The organism is Arthrobacter sp. ISL-28 (genome assembly GCF_018613875.1).
In the GTDB taxonomy this organism is placed as follows: Bacteria; Actinomycetota; Actinomycetes; order Actinomycetales; family Micrococcaceae; genus Arthrobacter.
The window spans coordinates 53191-70012 of record NZ_JAGGPJ010000006.1 but is presented as its reverse complement, the minus strand read 5'-3'; the positions used below and the strand labels follow the sequence as shown (position 1 = coordinate 70012).

Here is a 16822-nt window from a genome sequence, read left to right as displayed (position 1 = left end):
GGGATGAATGGGGCGCAAGGGGGAGTGCCCGCAGAACAGGGGCACTTTGGCACGGACACGCCGGGAGAAGGAGACGCCACGCCGTGAAAGCCCGTCAAAGTGCCCCACGACGGCGATACGCGCCATCGGTGCAGGGGTGTCCGTTACGATTTTTGGACTCTGGAATTTAGTAGGAACTCCGAGTATATTCAGCTCCAAGATGACCTGGGTCACATGCAAAGGAGCATTCCATCATGGTTCGCGAACTATCCCACTACGTTGACGGCCACAGGGTCGACGGCACCTCCGGCCGGTTCAGCGACGTCTATGACCCCTGTACCGGGGAGGTCCAGGCAAGGCTTCCGCTGGCCAGTGCCGAGGAGGTCCGCAACGTCATTGCCAGCGCGGAGAAGGCCCAGCTCGAATGGGGCGCCATGAACCCCCAACGGCGTGGGCGCATCCTGCTCAAATTTGTCGACCTCGTGAACGAGAATCTGGAGGAGCTTGCCAGACTGCTCTCCTCGGAGCACGGCAAGACTATTGGCGACGCCAAAGGGGACATCCAGCGTGGCATCGAGGTCGTGGAATTCGCCGCCGGTGCGCCCCACCTGCTCAAGGGCGAGTTCTCCGACAATGCGGGCTCCGGCATCGACGTCCATTCCATGCGCCAGCCTCTGGGCGTGGTCGCGGGCATCACGCCGTTCAACTTCCCGGCCATGATCCCGCTCTGGAAGTCCGGACCCGCCCTCGCCGCCGGCAACGCCTTCATCCTCAAGCCCTCCGAGCGTGACCCGTCGGTGCCGCTGCGGCTGGCCGAACTCTACTCGCAGGCCGGCGTACCGGACGGCGTGTTCAACGTGGTCAACGGCGACAAGGAGGCCGTGGATGCGCTCCTCGAGGACGACCGGGTCAAGGCCATCGGCTTCGTGGGCTCCACGCCCATCGCCCAATACATCTACGCGACCGCCGCCGCCCACGGCAAGCGGGCCCAGTGCTTCGGCGGCGCCAAGAACCACATGGTAATCATGCCGGATGCGGACCTGGACATGGCTGCCGACGCCCTGATCGGTGCGGGCTACGGGTCCGCCGGGGAACGCTGCATGGCCATCTCCGTTGCTGTTCCGGTGGGGGAGGACACCGCAGACCGGCTCGTGACACGGCTCCAGGAACGGATCAAGGGCCTGAAAGTGGGCCACAGCCTGGACAAGGATTCGGACTTCGGGCCCGTGGTGAACCCAGCTGCGAAGGAACGCATCGAGGGCTACATCCAGTCCGGCATCGACGAAGGCGCCACCCTGGTGGAGGACGGCCGCGGACTGACGGTGGAAGGCTACGACAGCGGCTTCTGGGTCGGGCCCACGCTGTTCGACAACGTCACCAAGGACATGAAGATCTACAAGGAAGAGATCTTCGGTCCGGTGTTGAGCATCCTCCGCGCGCCGGACTATGACGAAGCCCTCCGCCTCTGCAGCGAGCACGAGTTCGGCAACGGTGTGGCCATTTTCACCCGCGACGGGGACGCCGCCCGCGACTTCGCCAGCCGCGTGCAGGTGGGAATGGTGGGAATTAACGTGCCCATCCCGGTGCCCATCGCCTACTACACGTTTGGCGGCTGGAAGGCGTCCGGCTTCGGTGACCTGAACCAGCACGGCGCCGACGCGTTCCGCTTCTACACCAAGACCAAGACCGTGACCACCCGCTGGCCCTCCGGTATCCGCCAGGGCGTCAGCTTCCACATGCCGGAAGGAAGCTGATGACGGAACAGACCGCCGATTCCCAAGGCTCCCAATCCATAGCCGCCGGCGTAGGTCACACCGACGGAGAAGTGCTGTTTGAACAGCGTGGCCACCTCGGCGTCATGACGCTGAACCGGCCCAAGGCCGTCAACGCACTGAATGCCGGCATGGTGGCTGCCATGCTGGAGCGGCTTGTCGCCTGGGCAGACGACGACGGCGTAGCCGCCGTTCTGGTGCAGGGTTCCGGTGAGCGGGGCTTGTGCGCGGGCGGAGACATCGTAGCCATCTACCGGGATATCCTCGCCGGCGGCGACGAGACCGCCGGCTTCTGGGAAGCGGAGTACCGGCTGAACTCACTGATCTCCGGCTACCCCAAGCCGTATGTGGCGTTCATGGACGGGCTCGTCCTGGGCGGCGGCGTGGGCATCTCCGCCCACGGTTCAGTCCGCATCGTCACCGAACGGACCAGGACCGGCATGCCGGAAACCACCATAGGGTTCGTACCCGACGTCGGAGGCACCCTGCTGCTGTCGCGCTCGCCGGGGGAAGCGGGCACGCATGCGGCCTTGACCGGGGCTCATTTGGACGGCGCAGATGCGCTGTTCCTCGGCCTCGCGGACCACTTTGTCCCGTCTGGAAGGCTCGCCGACCTCGCGGCGGCGCTGGAACACGAAAGGCCGGAAGCCGCCGTCGGACGCTTCGCCGAAAAGCCGCCCGCCTCCAGGCTGGAGGCGCAGCGGGACTGGATCGACCCCAGCTATGCGGTGGACGACGCCGAGGAAATCCTCCGACGGCTGCGGGTAGCGGGAGGCGAGGCGGCAGAAGCGGCAGACACCATCGAGGCGAAATCACCCACGGCGGTGAAGGTTGCGCTCGCCTCCCTGCGCAGGGTCCGTGGACTGAGCCTGGACGAGGCGCTGGCACAGGAATACCGGGTGGGCCTGCGCTGCCTCAGCGGACATGACTTCCGCGAAGGGATCCGCGCACAGGTGGTGGACAAGGACCGTAACCCGCGATGGCGGCCGCCCACGCTGTCGGACGTGCACGCGGACGACGTCGAGCGGTACTTTGCGCCGTTGGGGGACAAGGAGCTGGTTCTGTTGGAAAGGGAGACGGATCATGCCTGACGAAGCGACACCGGACGATGCAGGAGCCGCAGACGATTCTGCGGGCAGGAAGGAACACATTGCGTTCCTGGGGCTGGGGCACATGGGCGGACCCATGGCGGTCAACCTCGTGAAGGCCGGCTACACCGTGGCTGGATTCGACGTCGTGCCCGCGGCCCTCGACGCCGCGCGTGAGCATGGCGTCCCCACCGTCGGCAGCGCCGCCGAGGCCGTGACCGGAGCGGACGTGGTCCTGACCATGTTCCCCAGCGGGCAGCACGTGCTGGACGCCTACCAGGGCACGGATGAACGGCCCGGGCTGCTCGCGGCGGCAGGCCCGAACACTATGTTCCTGGACTGCTCCACCATCAACGTCGACGAGGCCAGGGAGGCGGCCAGACTGGCCCTTGACGCCGGGCACCGCTCGGTGGACGCGCCGGTCTCCGGCGGCGTGGTGGGAGCCGAAGCCGGCACGCTGACCTTCATGGTGGGCGCGCTGCCGGAGGATTTTGAGACGGTGCGGCCCCTGCTGGACGTGATGGGCAAGCGCGCAGTCCTCTGCGGGGACCACGGCGCAGGCCAGGCGGCGAAGATCTGCAACAATCTCATCCTGGGCGTGTCCATGATCGCGGTGAGCGAGGCGTTCGTGCTGGGCGAGAAGCTGGGGCTGACGCACCAGGCGCTGTTCGACGTCGCCTCCGCAGCGTCCGGCCAGTGCTGGGCGCTGACCACGAACTGCCCCGTTCCGGGGCCGGTGCCCACCAGCCCGGCCAACCGCGACTACCAGCCAGGATTTGCCGGGGCACTAATGGCGAAGGACCTCAAATTGGCCCTGAACGCGGTTCAAAGCACCGGGGTTGCCGCCCGCATGGGCCCGCTGGCCTCCGAGATCTACGATGCCTTCGCCGCCGAAGGCGGAGCCGGAAGGGATTTCTCCGGCATTATTACCGACATTCGCGACAAATCCGCTAAGTAGGCTTAGTTTTGGTAGCAGAACCAACCACGTGAGAGGCACGCATGACGCAGGAGTACGGGAACATTCTGGTGGAGCGCCGCGGGCGCGTGGGACTCGTGACCCTGAACCGGCCGGAGGCACTGAACGCACTGAACAAGGCGACCCTGGATGAGCTCGTAGCCGCGGTGTCTGCGATGGACACGGATCCCGAGGTGGGCGCCGTGGTAATCACCGGCTCGGGGAAGGCCTTCGCGGCCGGTGCCGACATCAAGGAAATGGCCTCCAAGGGCTACATGGAAATGTACGACGCCGACTGGTTCCGCGGCTGGGAAGACCTCACCAGGCTGCGGATTCCGCTGATTGCGGCGGTTTCCGGGTTCGCCTTGGGCGGGGGCTGCGAACTGGCGATGATGTGTGACTTCATCATCGCCGGGGACAACGCGAAGTTCGGCCAGCCCGAAATTAATCTTGGAGTGCTGCCTGGAATGGGCGGCTCCCAGCGGCTTGCCCGCGCTGTGGGCAAGGCCAAGGCGATGGACATGATCCTGACCGGCCGGTTTGTCGACGCAGAAGAGGCGGAGCGCTCCGGACTGGTCTCCCGGGTGGTGCCGGCCGCGGACACCGTGGAGGAGGCCCTGAAGGCCGCCGAGGTCATCGCCTCTAAATCCAAACCCGCCGCCATGCTGGCCAAGGAAGCGGTCAACGCGGCGTTCGAGACCGGTCTTGCCCACGGGGTGCTGTTTGAGCGCCGGCTGTTCCATTCGCTCTTCGCCACCGAGGACCAGAAAGAAGGCATGGCGGCTTTCTCGGAGAAGCGCCAGCCGGAGTTCAGGCACCGGTGAACACCCCCCTTGCCGTGCAGCGCACTGTCAAGGGGACTTCCCTGCGCGTGATTCCCGCCGCGATGATGTCGCTGTCCGGCTTCATCCTGTTTGCGCTACACCAACTTGTTCCCGGCTACGCTCTCCTGGCGGCTTCGCTGGTGGTCGCCGCGCTCGTTGACCGGGCGCTGTTCCGGGATCTGGTCCTCATTGCGGCCGGAATCTCAGTGATCAGCGCAGTTCCCATTACCACCGACGTCAGCACGGAACACATGCTCGTGATGGGTTCCGCCATGATCCTGGCCGTGGGGATTCCCTATGCAGTGTCGCGCTGGGTCACCAAGGAGCACGCCGTGGTGTTTCCGGTCATGACCGGGAACAAGTGGACGCGCGGAGAGAAGTGGTATCTGCCTGTTGTGTTGGTGCTTGGCTACGCCGTGCTGCCCGTGTACATGATTCGGACGGGCGTCTATGCCAACTGGCCGGCGGTGCACGACCCCGACGGCATCGCGCGGCTCTTCATCGGAACCAACGCACTGGGCATATGGGACGAGCTGTTCTTCATTTGCACGTGCTTCGCGCTGCTGCGCCGTCACCTGCCCGACTGGCAGGCCAACCTCCTGCAGGCAGTGCTGTTTACGTCCTTCCTGTGGGAGCTGGGATTCCGTGCCTGGGCGCCGCTGTTCATCTTCCCGTTTGCGCTGCTTCAGGCGCGCATTTTCACGATTACGAAGTCGCTTTCCTACATTGTGGCCGTCCACCTGCTGTTCGACTTCGTGCTCTTCCTCGTCCTGCTCCACGCCCACAACCGGGCCTGGTTCGACATCTTCCTGTACTGAGCCGCTGACCACGGATCGGGCCTATCGAGATCAAGGGGCTCAACCGGCGGCGCGCTGACCGAGCTAGACCTGGTTCGTCGCCTCAGCCTGTGCATGGGCTCCGAAAAGCCACGCCGCTACGTCGCTCCGAAGCACCTGGTGTGGGCTCCCTGTGGCGCTGACACTGCCTGTCGGCACGTAGTAGCCTCGGCCCAAGCCAGGCCCTCCTGCGGCGCGGTCCAGCGCCTGCACGATCTGCCGGCTCAGGTGGCCCCGCGGTCCCGCGGACCGGATCTCTTCAAGCTCGTCAGGCGTAAGACGCCCCAGCACAGCTGCAATGTCGGCCACGATAATTCCCTTCTCACCCGGTACATCCCCACGCGTACCTGAAATGGCAACGCTAAGCTGCGGCCGTTAACGGCAGGTGAAATTCCGACGTCGATCAGCGAAAGAAGCGGATCCGCAGGGCGAGCCTCGAACTCGGCAGGCTAGATCAGCGGCGGACCCGGGCACCTCGATCAGCGGGAGGCTGCCGATAGCAAGCCCGCGGAGCCAAGGAGCCCGCCAGCTGCTTCGAGGACCCCGCTCACATCTGAGCAGGAGAGCTCGTAGAACAGGCGGCCGTCCTTGCGGGAGGGGATGACCAGCCGCTGTCGCCGGAGGATTCCCAAGTGTTGGGACAGGTTTGAGGCCTCAAGGCCAGTGTCGTCCCGCAGACGGCTCACGGCCACGGGTCCTTCAACCAGCATCTCCAGAATAAGGACCCGCGCGGGGTGGCTCATCGACTTGAAGAGGTCTGCCTTCACATCGGACAGGACCAGGGCACCTGGCATGTCATCCATCGTGGATTTTCCTCCGCTGCAGTCCCAGGCCGATACAGGCGCCGACGAACGACCGGCGCCTAGATACCAGTCTAGAGACGGAGTGGTCTATCCCCAGCCTGCGCCGATTACCTCGTTCGCAATCCTTCATCATTACCGCGCACTGGCGCCTTGCAGGGACGGTCCAAGTGTGGACTGCCCTTGCCAAGTGCGTCCAAGTAGTTCACAATTTCATAAATTCATCAATTCGCGCCCTCCATCATCTGCGGCGTGATGAAGGAACCCTTCGACTGCTTCCGGTGCCGACGGTGTCATCGGAAGCCTGGTATTTCTCTTGATCGAGGAGGACTTTGTGGCCGGCATGTTCGAACTTTTCATTGATGCAGACGCTTCATTCAGATTTCAGCTTACGGCCCCGGACGGGACCGTAATGGCGGTATCCCGGGCTTTCCCGGATAAGGCCGCCGCGGTGGAGGGGATTGCAGCGGTGCGCGAATACGCGGGCATGGGTCACGTGCGCGAGCTTTCAGCGGCACCGCCCGGCCGCCAGGCGCCGAACCACCCGGCCACGGTCTCCGCAAGCGGGGCAGGTCCCGGGATGAGGCGAGCGCTTCCGGTCCGCCCTGATACGCGGCTGGCCCTGAAGATTTCGGGGCACCGGTCCCTCGTTTCCTCGGCGTCCAACGGACACTCGCCTGGCGTTTGACTATGACCGAACAGGGGGCGGCTAACGGAGCGAACCAGCCGAAGAGCGTAACGACGTATTCCAGTGCCTTGGGGGAGGCGGGCTGCACTGCCGGGACGTTCCGCTACGATGCCGAGTCCCAGGATCTCCAGTGGTCCGATGAGCTCTATGCCCTCCATGGGTACTGCCGCGGGGAGATCGTGCCCACTATTGAACTGTTGTATTCCCATAAGCATCCCGAGGACCGTGACCGTTGCCGGGAGGTGTTCGTCTCAGCGTGCGTTTCCGGAGGATATTTCTGCAGCTACCACCGGCTGATTGACTCCCGGCTGCGCGAGCACCGCGTCCTTACAGCAGGGGAGGCGGTAGTGGAGGACGGTGTCCTGCGGTCAGTGGACGGCTTCATCATCGATCTCACCCGTACGCTTCATTCGGAGACGGAACGGGCTTCCCGGGAGGCTGTGGAAGGCGCTATCGGCACAAGAAGCACCATAGAACAGGCCAAGGGCATACTGATGGGGATCCTCCGCATTGGCTCAGATGCCGCATTCAACCTGCTTGCCACCCACAGCCAGCACACCAACATCAAGGTCGCCAGCACCGCCGCGGACCTCGTGCAGCTTGCCAACGATCCCCATCAGATTGCCCTGCTGGACGCGTTCGTGGAGGAACTGCACCGTCCATCCGGGCGTGGCGCGGGACGGGATGCCGTGCCGGGCCATTAGGTGTAGGGCCTCAGGTGTGCGCACCGGCGAGAACCCGGCAGGTCCGGGATCACCCGGAAAAGTCCCCTGCCTGGCGGCGGAAGTTGCCCAGGATCCTGATCAGCTGGTCCACCTCGCTGTCCGCGAAGCCGGACCGGCTGAACACCTCGGTGTTGAGTACCGCCGTCGCCCTTTTGGCAATGGTGCGCCCCTCGGTAGTGAGCTCGATCAGTGTGGTGCGCCCGTCGGTGGGGTGCGGTGAACGGACCACCAAGCCAGCCTTTTCGAGCCGGTCGACGGCGTTGGTCACCGACGTCGGATGGACCTGGAGCAGGGCGCTCGCCTTGTTCATTGGCAGCGCGCCGCTCCGGGCGAAACTGAGCAGGGCGAGCAATTCGTAGCGGGCAAAGGTCAGGCCGAAGGGCTTGAGCGCGCCTTCGATGCGGGCCAGGAGGATCTGCTGCGTGCGCATGATCGCCGTGATGGCGGCCATGGGCGCGGCGACGTCACCCCAGCCGTGGCGTTCCCAGTTCCGCTGGGCGTCGCCGATGGGGTCGCGGGGCAGTGGTGTTCCCATGGCTCATCCATTGCCCTTCAGGCCGGGAAAGTCAGCTTCCGAATATTCCGTACCCAGGCCCTGGGGGACGCGGGTGCTGGAGGCGGAGGTGCCGGAGACAGGTGTGCCGGAATCAGGGGCGCCGTGCCGGACCTCCTCGCTGTGCCGCAGCTCGACGCGGCGGATCTTGCCGGAAATCGTCTTCGGCAACTCCGCGAATTCGATCCGGCGGATGCGCTTGAAGGGCGCCAGGTGGTCCCGGCAGTAGCGCAGGATCTCCTCCGCGAGCTCCGGCCCCGGCTCATGGCCGGCCGCGAGGACCACGAACGCCTTGGGGACAGACAGCTTGACGGGATCCGGGGAGGGGACGACGGCGGCCTCCGCCACCGCCGGGTGCTCGATCAGCACACTCTCCAGCTCAAACGGGGACAGCCGGTAGTCGGAGGACTTGAAGACGTCGTCGCCTCGCCCAACGTAGGTGATGATGCCGCGCTCATCCCGGCTGGCCATGTCGCCTGTGTGGTAGTAACCGCCGCGGAAAGCGTCCGCCGTCTTTTCCGGATCGCCGTAGTACGCCTTCATGAGCCCCACCGGGCGGGGGTCCAGACGCAGGCAGAGCTCGCCGTCGTCGGCTTCTTCTCCGGTGGCGGGGTCGACGAGAACCACGTCGTAACCTGGAAGCGGCTGGCCCATGGCTCCGGTCTTGACCGGCTGGCCCGGGGTGTTGGCCACCTGGACCGTGGTCTCGGTCTGGCCGAAGCCGTCGCGAATGGTCTGGCCCCAGGCCCGCTGGACCTGCCCTATTACCTCGGCGTTGAGCGGTTCTCCCGCGGACACCACCTTGGCCGGCGGATTCTTAAGGAGCGTGAGGTCCGCCTGGATGAGCATCCGCCAGACCGTTGGCGGGGCGCAGAAGCTGGTGACCTTCTCGCGGTCCATCTGCTCCATCAGGGCACGGGCGTCAAAGCGGTCGTAGTTGTAGATGAAGACGCAGGACTCGGCGATCCACGGGGTGAACACGTTCGACCAAGCATGCTTGGCCCACCCTGGGGAGGCCACATTCAGGTGCACGTCGCCGGGTTCTAGGCCAATCCAGTACATCGTGGAGAGGTGCCCCACCGGGTACGACGTGTGCGTGTGCTCCACGAGCTTGGCCTTGGACGTGGTGCCCGAGGTGAAGTACAGGAGCAGGGTCTCGTCGGCCTTCGTGGGGGCGTCGGGGGCGAAATCCACGGGGTATGTTGCGGACCCTGCGTACTGCAGGGCGCCCGGGGCCGGCGTTCCGGCGCCGGCATCGCCGACTTCAATCAGCGTGTAGTTCCCCGGAACCTCAGCAAACTTTCCGATGTTGGAACTTCCGACGGCGGCCCATGCCGCTTCGCCGCGCTCCACGCGGTCCTTCAAATCAGCCGGGCCCATCAGCGTGGTGGTGGGAATGAGCACGATGCCCAGCTTGATGCCTGCCAGCATGAGCTCCCACAGCTCCACCTGGTTGCCGAGCATGATGATCATCCGGTCCCCGCGCTGCATTCCTTGGCCGCGGAGCCAATTGGCCACCTGGTTTGAGCGTGCCGACAACTCCGCGAAGCTACGGCGCGTGGCCGAGCCGTCCTGTTCGACGATCACCAGCGCGGGATTGCCGCCTGTAGCCGGATCCGCCGCGACGGCGTCAAACCAGTCCAGCGCGAAATTGAACTCCTCGAATTGTGGCCACCGGAAGCTGCTACGAGCCTGCCCGTAGTCCTCGCGCAGGGCCAGCAGTTGGTCGCGTGCTGCACGGAAGTCATCAGTGACTGTCATGGGGCACCTTTCGCCTTGGGATGCACATCCTAGTGATCCATATCACTCTGCAATATACTAGGACATCCAAGGGTTTGAAAGAGCGAAGGGACTGTGCCCGTGCAGCCACAAGGACGTGACAGCGGACAATCATCTGGTGAGACGGTGCCGGGCGTGGGGCCCGGTCCTGCGGCGCCGGCACCTCCCTTTCCCGACGCCGACCTCATGTACATCGCGGACCTGCTCGCTCCCGACGAGCGGAAGCGCTACCTGGACATCCGGCAATTCCTGCAGGCCAGCGTCCGGGCGCAGTCCATCGACTACTGGAACCGCGAGGAGTTCCCGTTCGGGCTGCTGGCCGAGATGGGGAAGCGCGGGCTGGGCGGGCTGCAGACAGACGGCACGTCCAAGCTGTTCAAGGGCCTCATGTACGTTGAGGTGGCCCGCGCCGACGTGTCGCTTTCCGCCTTGGTCGGCATTCACAACGAGCTGATTGTGGGCATGATCCATGAGCTCGGCTCCGACGAACAGAAACGGCGCTGGCTCCCCGGGCTGACCGCGTTCACCCAGCTGGGAGCCTTCGCGCTAACCGAGCCGGACCACGGATCGGACATTGCCGGCGGCCTGGCCACCACGGCCCGGCTTGAGGATGGCGAGTGGGTGATCAGCGGCGCCAAGCGGTGGATCGGAGCCGGCACCATCGCTGATTTTGCCCTCGTCTGGGCCCGCGATGAGGCCGACCAGCAGATCAAGGGCTTCATCGTGGAGACCGACCGGCCCGGGTATTCCGCCACCAAGATCTCGAACAAGATCGGTCTGCGGATCATGCAGAACGCCGACATTCTGCTGGATAACGTCCGGATACCGGAGACCAACCTGCTCCCCGGAGCCACGGATTTCTCCAAGGCGAACGCGCTCCTGCGGGATTCACGTGCCTGGGTGGGGTGGCAGGGCGCCGGGATCCAGCTGGCCGCATTCGACGTCGCCCGCTCCTACTCCCTGCAGCGCCGGCAGTTCGGCAAGGAACTGGCCCGCTTCCAGCTCATCCAACAGCAGCTCGCCGAGATCCTGGGCAATGCCTCCGCGTCCCTGGCCCTGATGGTCCAGCTCGCCCGGATCCAGGAGGAAGGCAAGCTGGAGATGGCCCAGGCCGCCATGGCCAAGGCCACCACCACCCGGCTGGCCCGCTCCTCGGTTGCCATGGGGCGTTCCCTGCTGGGCGGCAACGGCATCAGCAGCGACTTCGAGATGGGCAAGCTGTTCGGGGACGCCGAAATCCTGTACACCTACGAGGGCAGCTACGAGATCAACTCGCTGATCGTGGCCCGGGCGGTCACCGGGAAGTCGGCCTTCGTTTAGCGTGCGTGCGGGGCCGCTTCGGTCTTTGCCGCTTCGGTCTTTGCCGCTTCGCGGGCCGCCGTTTCGCGGGCCGCCGTTTCGCGGGCCGCGGCTTTGCGGGCCGCGGCTTCGATCCGGTCTGGCCCTTGGAGTACGACAACCCGGCAGTTCTGCACCAGTTTGCCGCGCCGGCAGGACGCGCAGGCACGGGATGACGGGCCCGTTGGGGCTTGGAACAGGGGGAATGCGGTGCAGAAATGCCCGAGGGTGGCGGAACTTCCGGCGTCCGGCGATGCGGCTGGGTCCGCAGAGCGCAAAAAACTGCCCGGGACGTGCTTAACAGCATGTCCCGGGCAGTTGTCTAAGCTTACAGCGGGCGAATATTCTCAGCCTGCGGGCCCTTGGGACCCTGGGTCACATCGAATTCGACTTTCTGGTTTTCATCCAGGGAGCGGTAGCCGCTGCTGGCAATTGCCGAATAGTGGGCGAAAACATCTGCTGATCCGTCATCCGGAGCGATGAAGCCGAAGCCCTTTTCGGCGTTGAACCATTTAACTGTGCCTGTTGCCATTGCTAACTTCCTTTGTAACCCTTTTTCTGGTCCTGCTCCGACGGCAGGCAGATGCGGAGACTGTCTTCCGCTGTCTCAAACCTATGGGCAGCGCGCGGAGCGTGCAATAGCTGCCGTCATCATCTGTCCCTTCCGTCACGGGAAATTCCGCCCAAAACGGTGCATCGGACGGATTTTTCCTCGATTCGATGGACAGATTTCTAGTTTTCGATGCATGATTTTGGTGCATCTGTGTGGCCAGGCGGCCGAGGCAGGGCCGCTTCCCGAGCGTTCATCAGCGGCCTGGGTAGACGACGGCTTTGAGCTGTCCGGGCTGTTTGCCCGCTGTGAGTGCTTCTTCCGCTTCGGCGAGGCTGAATTTGCCGGTGACGAGGATGTCCAGGTCCACCTTGCCGTCGGCGATGAGCTGGATGGCCAGGGGCCAGGTGTTGGTATAGCGGAACACGCCGGAGAGCCAGATCTCCCGGTTCTGGATGAACGAAACGGGGAGTTCGACGTCGTCGGCTCCGAGACCCACCAGGATGACCCTTCCGGCCGGTCCGACGGCTTTGATGCCGGAGCGGACGGCCTGCGGGGCGCCGGAGGCGTCGATGAAGGCGTCCACGTCCAGTCCGTCCACGCTGTCGGTTTTGGGGTTGAGCGCGTGGGTGGCGCCGTGTTCCAGGGCGAAGGCGAGCCGGTCCTGGGCGATGTCCGTGATGTAGATGTCGGTGGCGCCGAAGGCGCGGGCGGCCTGGGCGGCGATGATCCCGATCGGGCCGGCGCCGGCTATCAGGACCCGGCTGCCGGGCTTGATTTCGGCGCGTTCGCAGGCCCAGAGCCCGACGGAGAGCGGCTCGATGAGGGCTGCGGCCTCGTCGCTGACGCTGTCCGGGATGTTGTAGGCGAAGTCGGCCTGGATGGTGACGTATTCGGCGAAGGCGCCGTGGATCGGCGGGGTGGCGTAGAACTCGATGTCGGGGCAGAGGTTGTAGCGGCCGGCTTTGCACTGTTTGCAGGTGCGGCAGGGGCGCTGGGGTTCGACGGCGACGCGCTGGCCGATGCGGGCGGGGTCAACGGCGGTACCGACGGCGGTGATCCGGCCGGAGAGTTCGTGGCCGAGGATCAGCGGGTGGTCCACGACGTAGTCGCCGATCCGGCCGTGTTCGTAGTAGTGGACGTCGCTGCCGCAGACGCCGACGGCGGCGACCTGCACCAGGACCTGGTCGGGCCCGGGCTGCGGGATGGCCAGGGTTTCCATGGCCATGTCGCCCTGGCGTTTCAGGACGGCGGCCCGCATGGTGGCCGGTACTTCCGCCCCGAGCGCGGGGGACTGTGCGGTGGGTGTGGTCATTGAAGTAATCCTCTGGAAGTCGGAGTTGAGGGGTTGGCTATTTGACGGCGCTACTTGACCGCGTTACTTGACGGCGCCGAGGGAGAGGCCCTGGACGAGTTTGTCCTGGGCGGCGAAGCCGGCGAACAGTACCGGGAGGGAGATCACGACGGCGGCGGCGCAGACCTTGGCCAGGAACAGTCCTTGGCTGGAGACGAAGCCGGTCAGGAAGACCGGGGCGGTGCCGGCGACGACGCCGGTGAGGACCCGGGCCAGGAGGAGTTCGTTCCAGCTGAAGATGAAGCAGATCAGGGCGGTGGCGGCGATCCCGGGCATGGCTACGGGGGCGATGATCTTGCGGAGTGTCAGGAGCAGGCTGGCGCCGTCGATCTGTGATGCCTCGAGTATTTCCACCGGTACTTCGGCGAGGAAGGAGCGCATCATCCAGACGGCAATGGGCAGGTTCATGGAGGTGTACATCAGGATCAGGAACCAGATGTTGTCCAGGGCGCCGGCGGTCTTGGCGAAGAGGAACAGGGGCAGGACGGCGGCGACGACGGGCATCATCTTGGTGGAGAGGAAGAAAAACATCACGTCGGTCCACTTCTTCACCGGCCGGATCGACAGCGCATAGGCGGCCGGGACGGCCAGGGCCAGCACCAGGACGGTGGACAGGATCGAGGCGGTCGCGGAGTTGATCAGCGGCGGCCACGGGCTGACCCCGGAGCTGGCCCCGAAGAATTCCTTGTAGGCGTCCAGGGTGAGATTCGCAGCGACCGAGGGCGGGTTCGTTGCGGCGTCCGTCTCGGAGTGGAAGGACGTCAGGATCATCCAGAGGACCGGCGCTGCGAAGAGCAGGGCCAGGGCCCAGGCCGCGGCGCCCGCGGCGGTGTTGTTCCGGGTGGGGTCCATCCGGGACTTGCCACGGCCGGACATCTTGAAGCCGAACCAGGCGAAGCCACGGCGGCGGGGTCCGGTGTTCAGGGCGGTCGGGCCGGGGACGGAGTTCTTGGGCGCGGCTGGGGTGAGGGTGCTCATCGTGCTGCCTCCTTCTTGAAGAGCGAGAAAACGGTGCGGAGGGCGAAGGTCGCCACGATGATGGTGCCGATGACCACCACGACGCCGGCGGCGGAGGCCAGGCCGTATTCGTTGGCGAAGTAGAACGTCTGGTAGATGGCGTAGGGCAGGTTGGCCGTGCCCAGGCCGCCGGAGGTGAGGGTGAAGACGGCGTCGAAGTTCTGCACGATGTAGATGGCTCCGAGCAGGCCGCCGAGTTCCAGGTACTGGCGCAGGTGCGGCAGCGTGAGGTGGGTGAATATATCCCAGGGGCTGGCGCCGTCCATCTGGGCGGCTTCGACGGTGTCCATGGGTCGTGACTGCAGGCCGGCGAGCAGGATGAGCATCATGAACGGCGTCCACTGCCAGACCAGCGACACGATGACGGCCATCAGGGGCGCCTGGGAGAGGAGGTCCGGCTGGGGCGCGCTGTCGCTGCCGAACAGGGACCAGATCCAGGTCAGGATCCCGTTGATCAGCCCGTAGGTGGGGTTCAGCAGGGCGTGCTTCCAGATCAGGGCGGCGGCGACCGGGACCACGAGGAACGGTGCGATCAGCAGGGTGCGGGCCAGGCCGCGGCCGATGAACTTCTTATCCAGCAGCAGGGCCAGTCCCAGGCCGATGAGAAGGCTGGCCAGGACCACGGAGACCGTGAGGACGATGGTGGTGAAGATGGCCTGGCGCAGGTCGGCGTTGGTGAGGACCTGAACGTAGTTGTCGAAGCCGGCGAACCCGGTCTGGTCCGGGCGGAGGCTGTTCCAGTTCAGGAACGAAATGATCAGGGTCACCACGAACGGAAGCTGGGTGACGATGATGAGGAAGATCAGGGCCGGCAGCAGCGGCGCACGCCGTGCCCAGGCCAGTGCGCGTTCACGCGATCTGGCGTTCTTGGAAGGTGTGGGTGCGCTGTGTCCGGGACCGGCGACGCGCGCTGTTGCGGTAGTCATGATGTTCTCCTGCGGTGCTGTGGCCCGCCATCGGGCGGGCCACCGGACCATTGGTGGATTGGTGGTTACTTCTTGTACTTGTCGCCGATTTTCTGAGCGGCTTCCTGGCCCTTGGCCAGCGCATCGGCCACGGATCCCTGCCCTGCAATGGCGGAGCTGACACCCTGGGAGACAGTGGTGCCCAGATCAGCGAACTCGGGAATGCCGACGAACTGGATGCCCACGACCGGGCGCTCCTGCACGCCGGGATTCTTCGGATCCGCGTTCTCGATGGCAGAGCGTTCGGCCTTGAAGAACGGCGCGGCCTTCTGGAAGTCGGCGTTCTCATAGGTGGAGATGCGCTTCCCGGACGGAACCTTCGCCCAGCCCAGCTTGGACGCCACGAGTTCTTCATACTTCTTCGAGCTTGCCCAGGCGATGAATTTGCCGGCAGCATCCTGCTTCTTCGACGCTGCCTGGACGCCCCAGGACCAGGTCCACAGCCAGCCCGAAGAATCCGTCTTCTTCACCGGCGCCTGGGCGTAGCCGATCTTGCCCTTCACCGGGGAGGCATCGGCTTCCAAAGCGCCTGCTGCGGAGGTGGCGTCGTACCACATGGCAACCTTGCTCTGGCTCATGTTGTTCAGGCACTCGGTGAACCCGGCCTGCGCAGCGCCGGCCTCACCGTGCTTGCGGACAAGGTCCACGTAAAACTCGGTCGCTTCAGTGAATTCGGGGGAGTTGACCTTCGCGTTCCAGTCCTTGTCGAACCAGGTGCCGCCGAAGGTGTTCACCACGGTGGTCAGCGGCGCGAAGACCTGGCCCCAGCCCGGCTGGCCGCGCAGGCAGATGCCCTTCATTCCCGGCGCCGCGCCGTCGGCCTTCGCTGCCAGATCGGCGATCTGGTCCCAGGTCGGCTTCTCCGGCATCGTCAGGCCCTTGGCCTCGAAAATATCCTTCCGGTACATCAGGAACGAGGACTCCCCGTAGAACGGTTCACCGTAAAGCTTGCCGTCCTTGCCCGTAAGGGATGCCGTGTAAGCCGGAAGAATGTCCCCCTGGTTGAACTCGGCGTCCTTGGCCACACTGTCGAGCGGCGCCAGCCAGCCGTTCTCCGAGTAGAACGGGATCTCGTAGTTGGACAGCGACGCCACATCGTACTGGCCGGCCTGGCTGGAGAACTCCTGGCTGATCTTGGCCCGGACGTCGTTCTCCGGCAGCACGGTGTAGTTCACCTTGATCCCGGTTTCCTTAGTGAAGTTATCCGCCGTCAGCCTCTGCAGGTCCTCCATCTGCGGGTTGTTCACCATCAGGACATTGACGCTGTTCTGCTCACCCGCGGCGCTTCCGCCGCCGGCACCTGAGCAGGCTGTGGCGGAAAGGGCGATGCACAGGGCACCTGCGGCCAGTGCTGCGACGCGTATTTTTGGGCGCATTAAGGACTCCTTTGTTCTTGGCTTCATGGGGGCCAGTGCACGGATCAACAGCTGCGTTGTCCGGGACTGGAAGTGGTGGGACTTGTGTCCCACGGGGTGTTTGTACTTCAACGTTAGGGATCAGGAGCCCGCGCAACTAGCACGCTGCTTGCTGGGTTTTGATACTAATTTTCCAGTGGCTTCGGCAAGAGGAGCGGTATCCTTGGGGGAGAGGACCGTCCGT

18 protein-coding genes are annotated in these 16822 nt (G+C 65.0%); 8 read left to right on the top strand and 10 right to left on the bottom strand.

Annotation, left to right across the window (positions count from 1 at the left end):
* The first annotated feature begins 233 nt into the window (after window positions 1-233).
* The 5 genes from J7E80_RS04290 to J7E80_RS04270 all read left to right on the top strand — a co-directional run bounded on the left by J7E80_RS04290 (window position 234) and on the right by J7E80_RS04270 (window position 5436).
* Window positions 234-1733, top strand: coding sequence for a CoA-acylating methylmalonate-semialdehyde dehydrogenase (locus J7E80_RS04290; protein ID WP_215050245.1), 1500 nt, complete (start codon window positions 234-236; stop codon window positions 1731-1733).
* On the top strand, window positions 1733-2842 hold the full coding sequence (locus J7E80_RS04285) for an enoyl-CoA hydratase/isomerase family protein (RefSeq protein WP_215050244.1): 1110 nt from the start codon (window positions 1733-1735) through the stop codon (window positions 2840-2842). Before J7E80_RS04290 ends, J7E80_RS04285 begins: the two co-directional genes overlap by 1 nt.
* The gene (mmsB, locus tag J7E80_RS04280; RefSeq protein WP_285291807.1) at window positions 2835-3797 is read left to right on the top strand and encodes a 3-hydroxyisobutyrate dehydrogenase; all 963 of its coding nucleotides are present in this window, start codon (window positions 2835-2837) and stop codon (window positions 3795-3797) included. The genes J7E80_RS04285 and mmsB overlap by 8 nt, the downstream gene beginning before the upstream one ends.
* A gap of 41 nt (window positions 3798-3838) precedes the next feature.
* The gene (locus J7E80_RS04275; RefSeq protein WP_215050243.1) at window positions 3839-4618 is read left to right on the top strand and encodes an enoyl-CoA hydratase; all 780 of its coding nucleotides are present in this window, start codon (window positions 3839-3841) and stop codon (window positions 4616-4618) included.
* 62 nt (window positions 4619-4680) lie between these two features.
* The gene (locus tag J7E80_RS04270) at window positions 4681-5436 is read left to right on the top strand and encodes a type II CAAX prenyl endopeptidase Rce1 family protein (RefSeq protein ID WP_251036462.1); all 756 of its coding nucleotides are present in this window, start codon (window positions 4681-4683) and stop codon (window positions 5434-5436) included.
* 63 nt (window positions 5437-5499) lie between these two features.
* On the opposite strand, the gene J7E80_RS04265 is transcribed toward J7E80_RS04270, so the two are convergent.
* Window positions 5500-5763 carry a hypothetical protein gene (locus tag J7E80_RS04265; protein WP_215050242.1) on the bottom strand — a complete coding sequence of 88 codons (264 nt, stop codon included), beginning with the start codon at window positions 5761-5763 and terminating at the stop codon, window positions 5500-5502.
* A 170-nt stretch (window positions 5764-5933) separates the two neighbouring features.
* Entirely contained in the window at window positions 5934-6257 is a 324-nt protein-coding gene (locus tag J7E80_RS04260) for a helix-turn-helix transcriptional regulator (protein WP_215050241.1), read from the bottom strand.
* Window positions 6258-6597: 340 nt separating this feature from the next.
* Here J7E80_RS04260 and J7E80_RS23675 point away from each other — a divergent pair, with 340 nt between their 5' ends.
* Both J7E80_RS23675 and J7E80_RS04250 read left to right on the top strand, forming a co-directional pair.
* On the top strand, window positions 6598-6942 hold the full coding sequence (locus J7E80_RS23675; RefSeq protein WP_251036460.1) for a DUF1508 domain-containing protein: 345 nt from the start codon (window positions 6598-6600) through the stop codon (window positions 6940-6942).
* A gap of 2 nt (window positions 6943-6944) precedes the next feature.
* Window positions 6945-7646, top strand: a complete 702-nt coding sequence (locus J7E80_RS04250; RefSeq protein ID WP_215050240.1) for a PAS and ANTAR domain-containing protein — start codon at window positions 6945-6947, stop codon at window positions 7644-7646.
* 49 nt (window positions 7647-7695) lie between these two features.
* Here the strand turns inward: J7E80_RS04250 and J7E80_RS04245 are convergent, their stop codons facing one another.
* Both J7E80_RS04245 and J7E80_RS04240 read right to left on the bottom strand, forming a co-directional pair.
* Window positions 7696-8202 (bottom strand): MarR family winged helix-turn-helix transcriptional regulator, encoded by a 507-nt coding sequence (locus tag J7E80_RS04245; RefSeq protein ID WP_215050239.1) that lies wholly within the window; start codon window positions 8200-8202, stop codon window positions 7696-7698.
* Between the two features lie 3 nt (window positions 8203-8205).
* Window positions 8206-9981 (bottom strand): AMP-binding protein, encoded by a 1776-nt coding sequence (locus J7E80_RS04240; RefSeq protein ID WP_215050238.1) that lies wholly within the window; start codon window positions 9979-9981, stop codon window positions 8206-8208.
* Window positions 9982-10185: 204 nt separating this feature from the next.
* On the opposite strand from J7E80_RS04240, the gene J7E80_RS04235 reads away from it, so the two are divergent.
* Window positions 10186-11319, top strand: coding sequence for an acyl-CoA dehydrogenase family protein (locus J7E80_RS04235; RefSeq protein WP_251036459.1), 1134 nt, complete (start codon window positions 10186-10188; stop codon window positions 11317-11319).
* Here J7E80_RS04235 and J7E80_RS04230 read toward each other — a convergent pair.
* From J7E80_RS04230 to J7E80_RS04205, 6 genes are all read right to left on the bottom strand, one after another.
* Complete coding sequence (locus J7E80_RS04230; RefSeq protein ID WP_215050237.1) at window positions 11316-11474, bottom strand: hypothetical protein; 159 nt, start codon at window positions 11472-11474, stop codon at window positions 11316-11318. The two genes, J7E80_RS04235 and J7E80_RS04230, sit on opposite strands and share 4 nt — an antisense overlap.
* 191 nt (window positions 11475-11665) lie before the next feature.
* Window positions 11666-11869 carry a cold-shock protein gene (locus J7E80_RS04225; RefSeq protein ID WP_013599688.1) on the bottom strand — a complete coding sequence of 68 codons (204 nt, stop codon included), beginning with the start codon at window positions 11867-11869 and terminating at the stop codon, window positions 11666-11668.
* Between the two features lie 274 nt (window positions 11870-12143).
* Window positions 12144-13202, bottom strand: coding sequence for an NAD(P)-dependent alcohol dehydrogenase (locus J7E80_RS04220; protein WP_215050236.1), 1059 nt, complete (start codon window positions 13200-13202; stop codon window positions 12144-12146).
* A gap of 63 nt (window positions 13203-13265) precedes the next feature.
* Window positions 13266-14219 (bottom strand): carbohydrate ABC transporter permease, encoded by a 954-nt coding sequence (locus tag J7E80_RS04215; protein WP_215050235.1) that lies wholly within the window; start codon window positions 14217-14219, stop codon window positions 13266-13268.
* The gene (locus tag J7E80_RS04210) at window positions 14216-15184 is read right to left on the bottom strand and encodes a carbohydrate ABC transporter permease (protein WP_215050234.1); all 969 of its coding nucleotides are present in this window, start codon (window positions 15182-15184) and stop codon (window positions 14216-14218) included. The genes J7E80_RS04215 and J7E80_RS04210 overlap by 4 nt, the downstream gene beginning before the upstream one ends.
* Window positions 15185-15249: 65 nt before the next feature.
* On the bottom strand, window positions 15250-16599 hold the full coding sequence (locus tag J7E80_RS04205) for a sugar ABC transporter substrate-binding protein (RefSeq protein ID WP_215050233.1): 1350 nt from the start codon (window positions 16597-16599) through the stop codon (window positions 15250-15252).
* Between the last annotated feature and the right edge of the window lie 223 nt (window positions 16600-16822).

What these genes read in the sequence shown, in the direction of transcription:
- J7E80_RS04290 (WP_215050245.1), top strand. Translation starts at nt 234, where the DNA reads ATGGTTCGCGAACTATCCCACTACGTTGACGGCCACAGGGTCGACGGC.
- J7E80_RS04285 (WP_215050244.1), top strand. Translation starts at nt 1,733, where the DNA reads ATGACGGAACAGACCGCCGATTCCCAAGGCTCCCAATCCATAGCCGCC.
- mmsB (WP_285291807.1), top strand. Translation starts at nt 2,835, where the DNA reads ATGCCTGACGAAGCGACACCGGACGATGCAGGAGCCGCAGACGATTCT.
- J7E80_RS04275 (WP_215050243.1), top strand. Translation starts at nt 3,839, where the DNA reads ATGACGCAGGAGTACGGGAACATTCTGGTGGAGCGCCGCGGGCGCGTG.
- J7E80_RS04270 (WP_251036462.1), top strand. Translation starts at nt 4,681, where the DNA reads ATGATGTCGCTGTCCGGCTTCATCCTGTTTGCGCTACACCAACTTGTT.
- J7E80_RS04260 (WP_215050241.1), bottom strand. Translation starts at nt 6,257, where the DNA reads ATGGATGACATGCCAGGTGCCCTGGTCCTGTCCGATGTGAAGGCAGAC.
- J7E80_RS23675 (WP_251036460.1), top strand. Translation starts at nt 6,598, where the DNA reads ATGTTCGAACTTTTCATTGATGCAGACGCTTCATTCAGATTTCAGCTT.
- J7E80_RS04250 (WP_215050240.1), top strand. Translation starts at nt 6,945, where the DNA reads ATGACCGAACAGGGGGCGGCTAACGGAGCGAACCAGCCGAAGAGCGTA.
- J7E80_RS04245 (WP_215050239.1), bottom strand. Translation starts at nt 8,202, where the DNA reads ATGGGAACACCACTGCCCCGCGACCCCATCGGCGACGCCCAGCGGAAC.
- J7E80_RS04240 (WP_215050238.1), bottom strand. Translation starts at nt 9,981, where the DNA reads ATGACAGTCACTGATGACTTCCGTGCAGCACGCGACCAACTGCTGGCC.
- J7E80_RS04235 (WP_251036459.1), top strand. Translation starts at nt 10,186, where the DNA reads ATGTACATCGCGGACCTGCTCGCTCCCGACGAGCGGAAGCGCTACCTG.
- J7E80_RS04225 (WP_013599688.1), bottom strand. Translation starts at nt 11,869, where the DNA reads ATGGCAACAGGCACAGTTAAATGGTTCAACGCCGAAAAGGGCTTCGGC.
- J7E80_RS04220 (WP_215050236.1), bottom strand. Translation starts at nt 13,202, where the DNA reads ATGACCACACCCACCGCACAGTCCCCCGCGCTCGGGGCGGAAGTACCG.
- J7E80_RS04215 (WP_215050235.1), bottom strand. Translation starts at nt 14,219, where the DNA reads ATGAGCACCCTCACCCCAGCCGCGCCCAAGAACTCCGTCCCCGGCCCG.
- J7E80_RS04210 (WP_215050234.1), bottom strand. Translation starts at nt 15,184, where the DNA reads ATGACTACCGCAACAGCGCGCGTCGCCGGTCCCGGACACAGCGCACCC.
- J7E80_RS04205 (WP_215050233.1), bottom strand. Translation starts at nt 16,599, where the DNA reads ATGCGCCCAAAAATACGCGTCGCAGCACTGGCCGCAGGTGCCCTGTGC.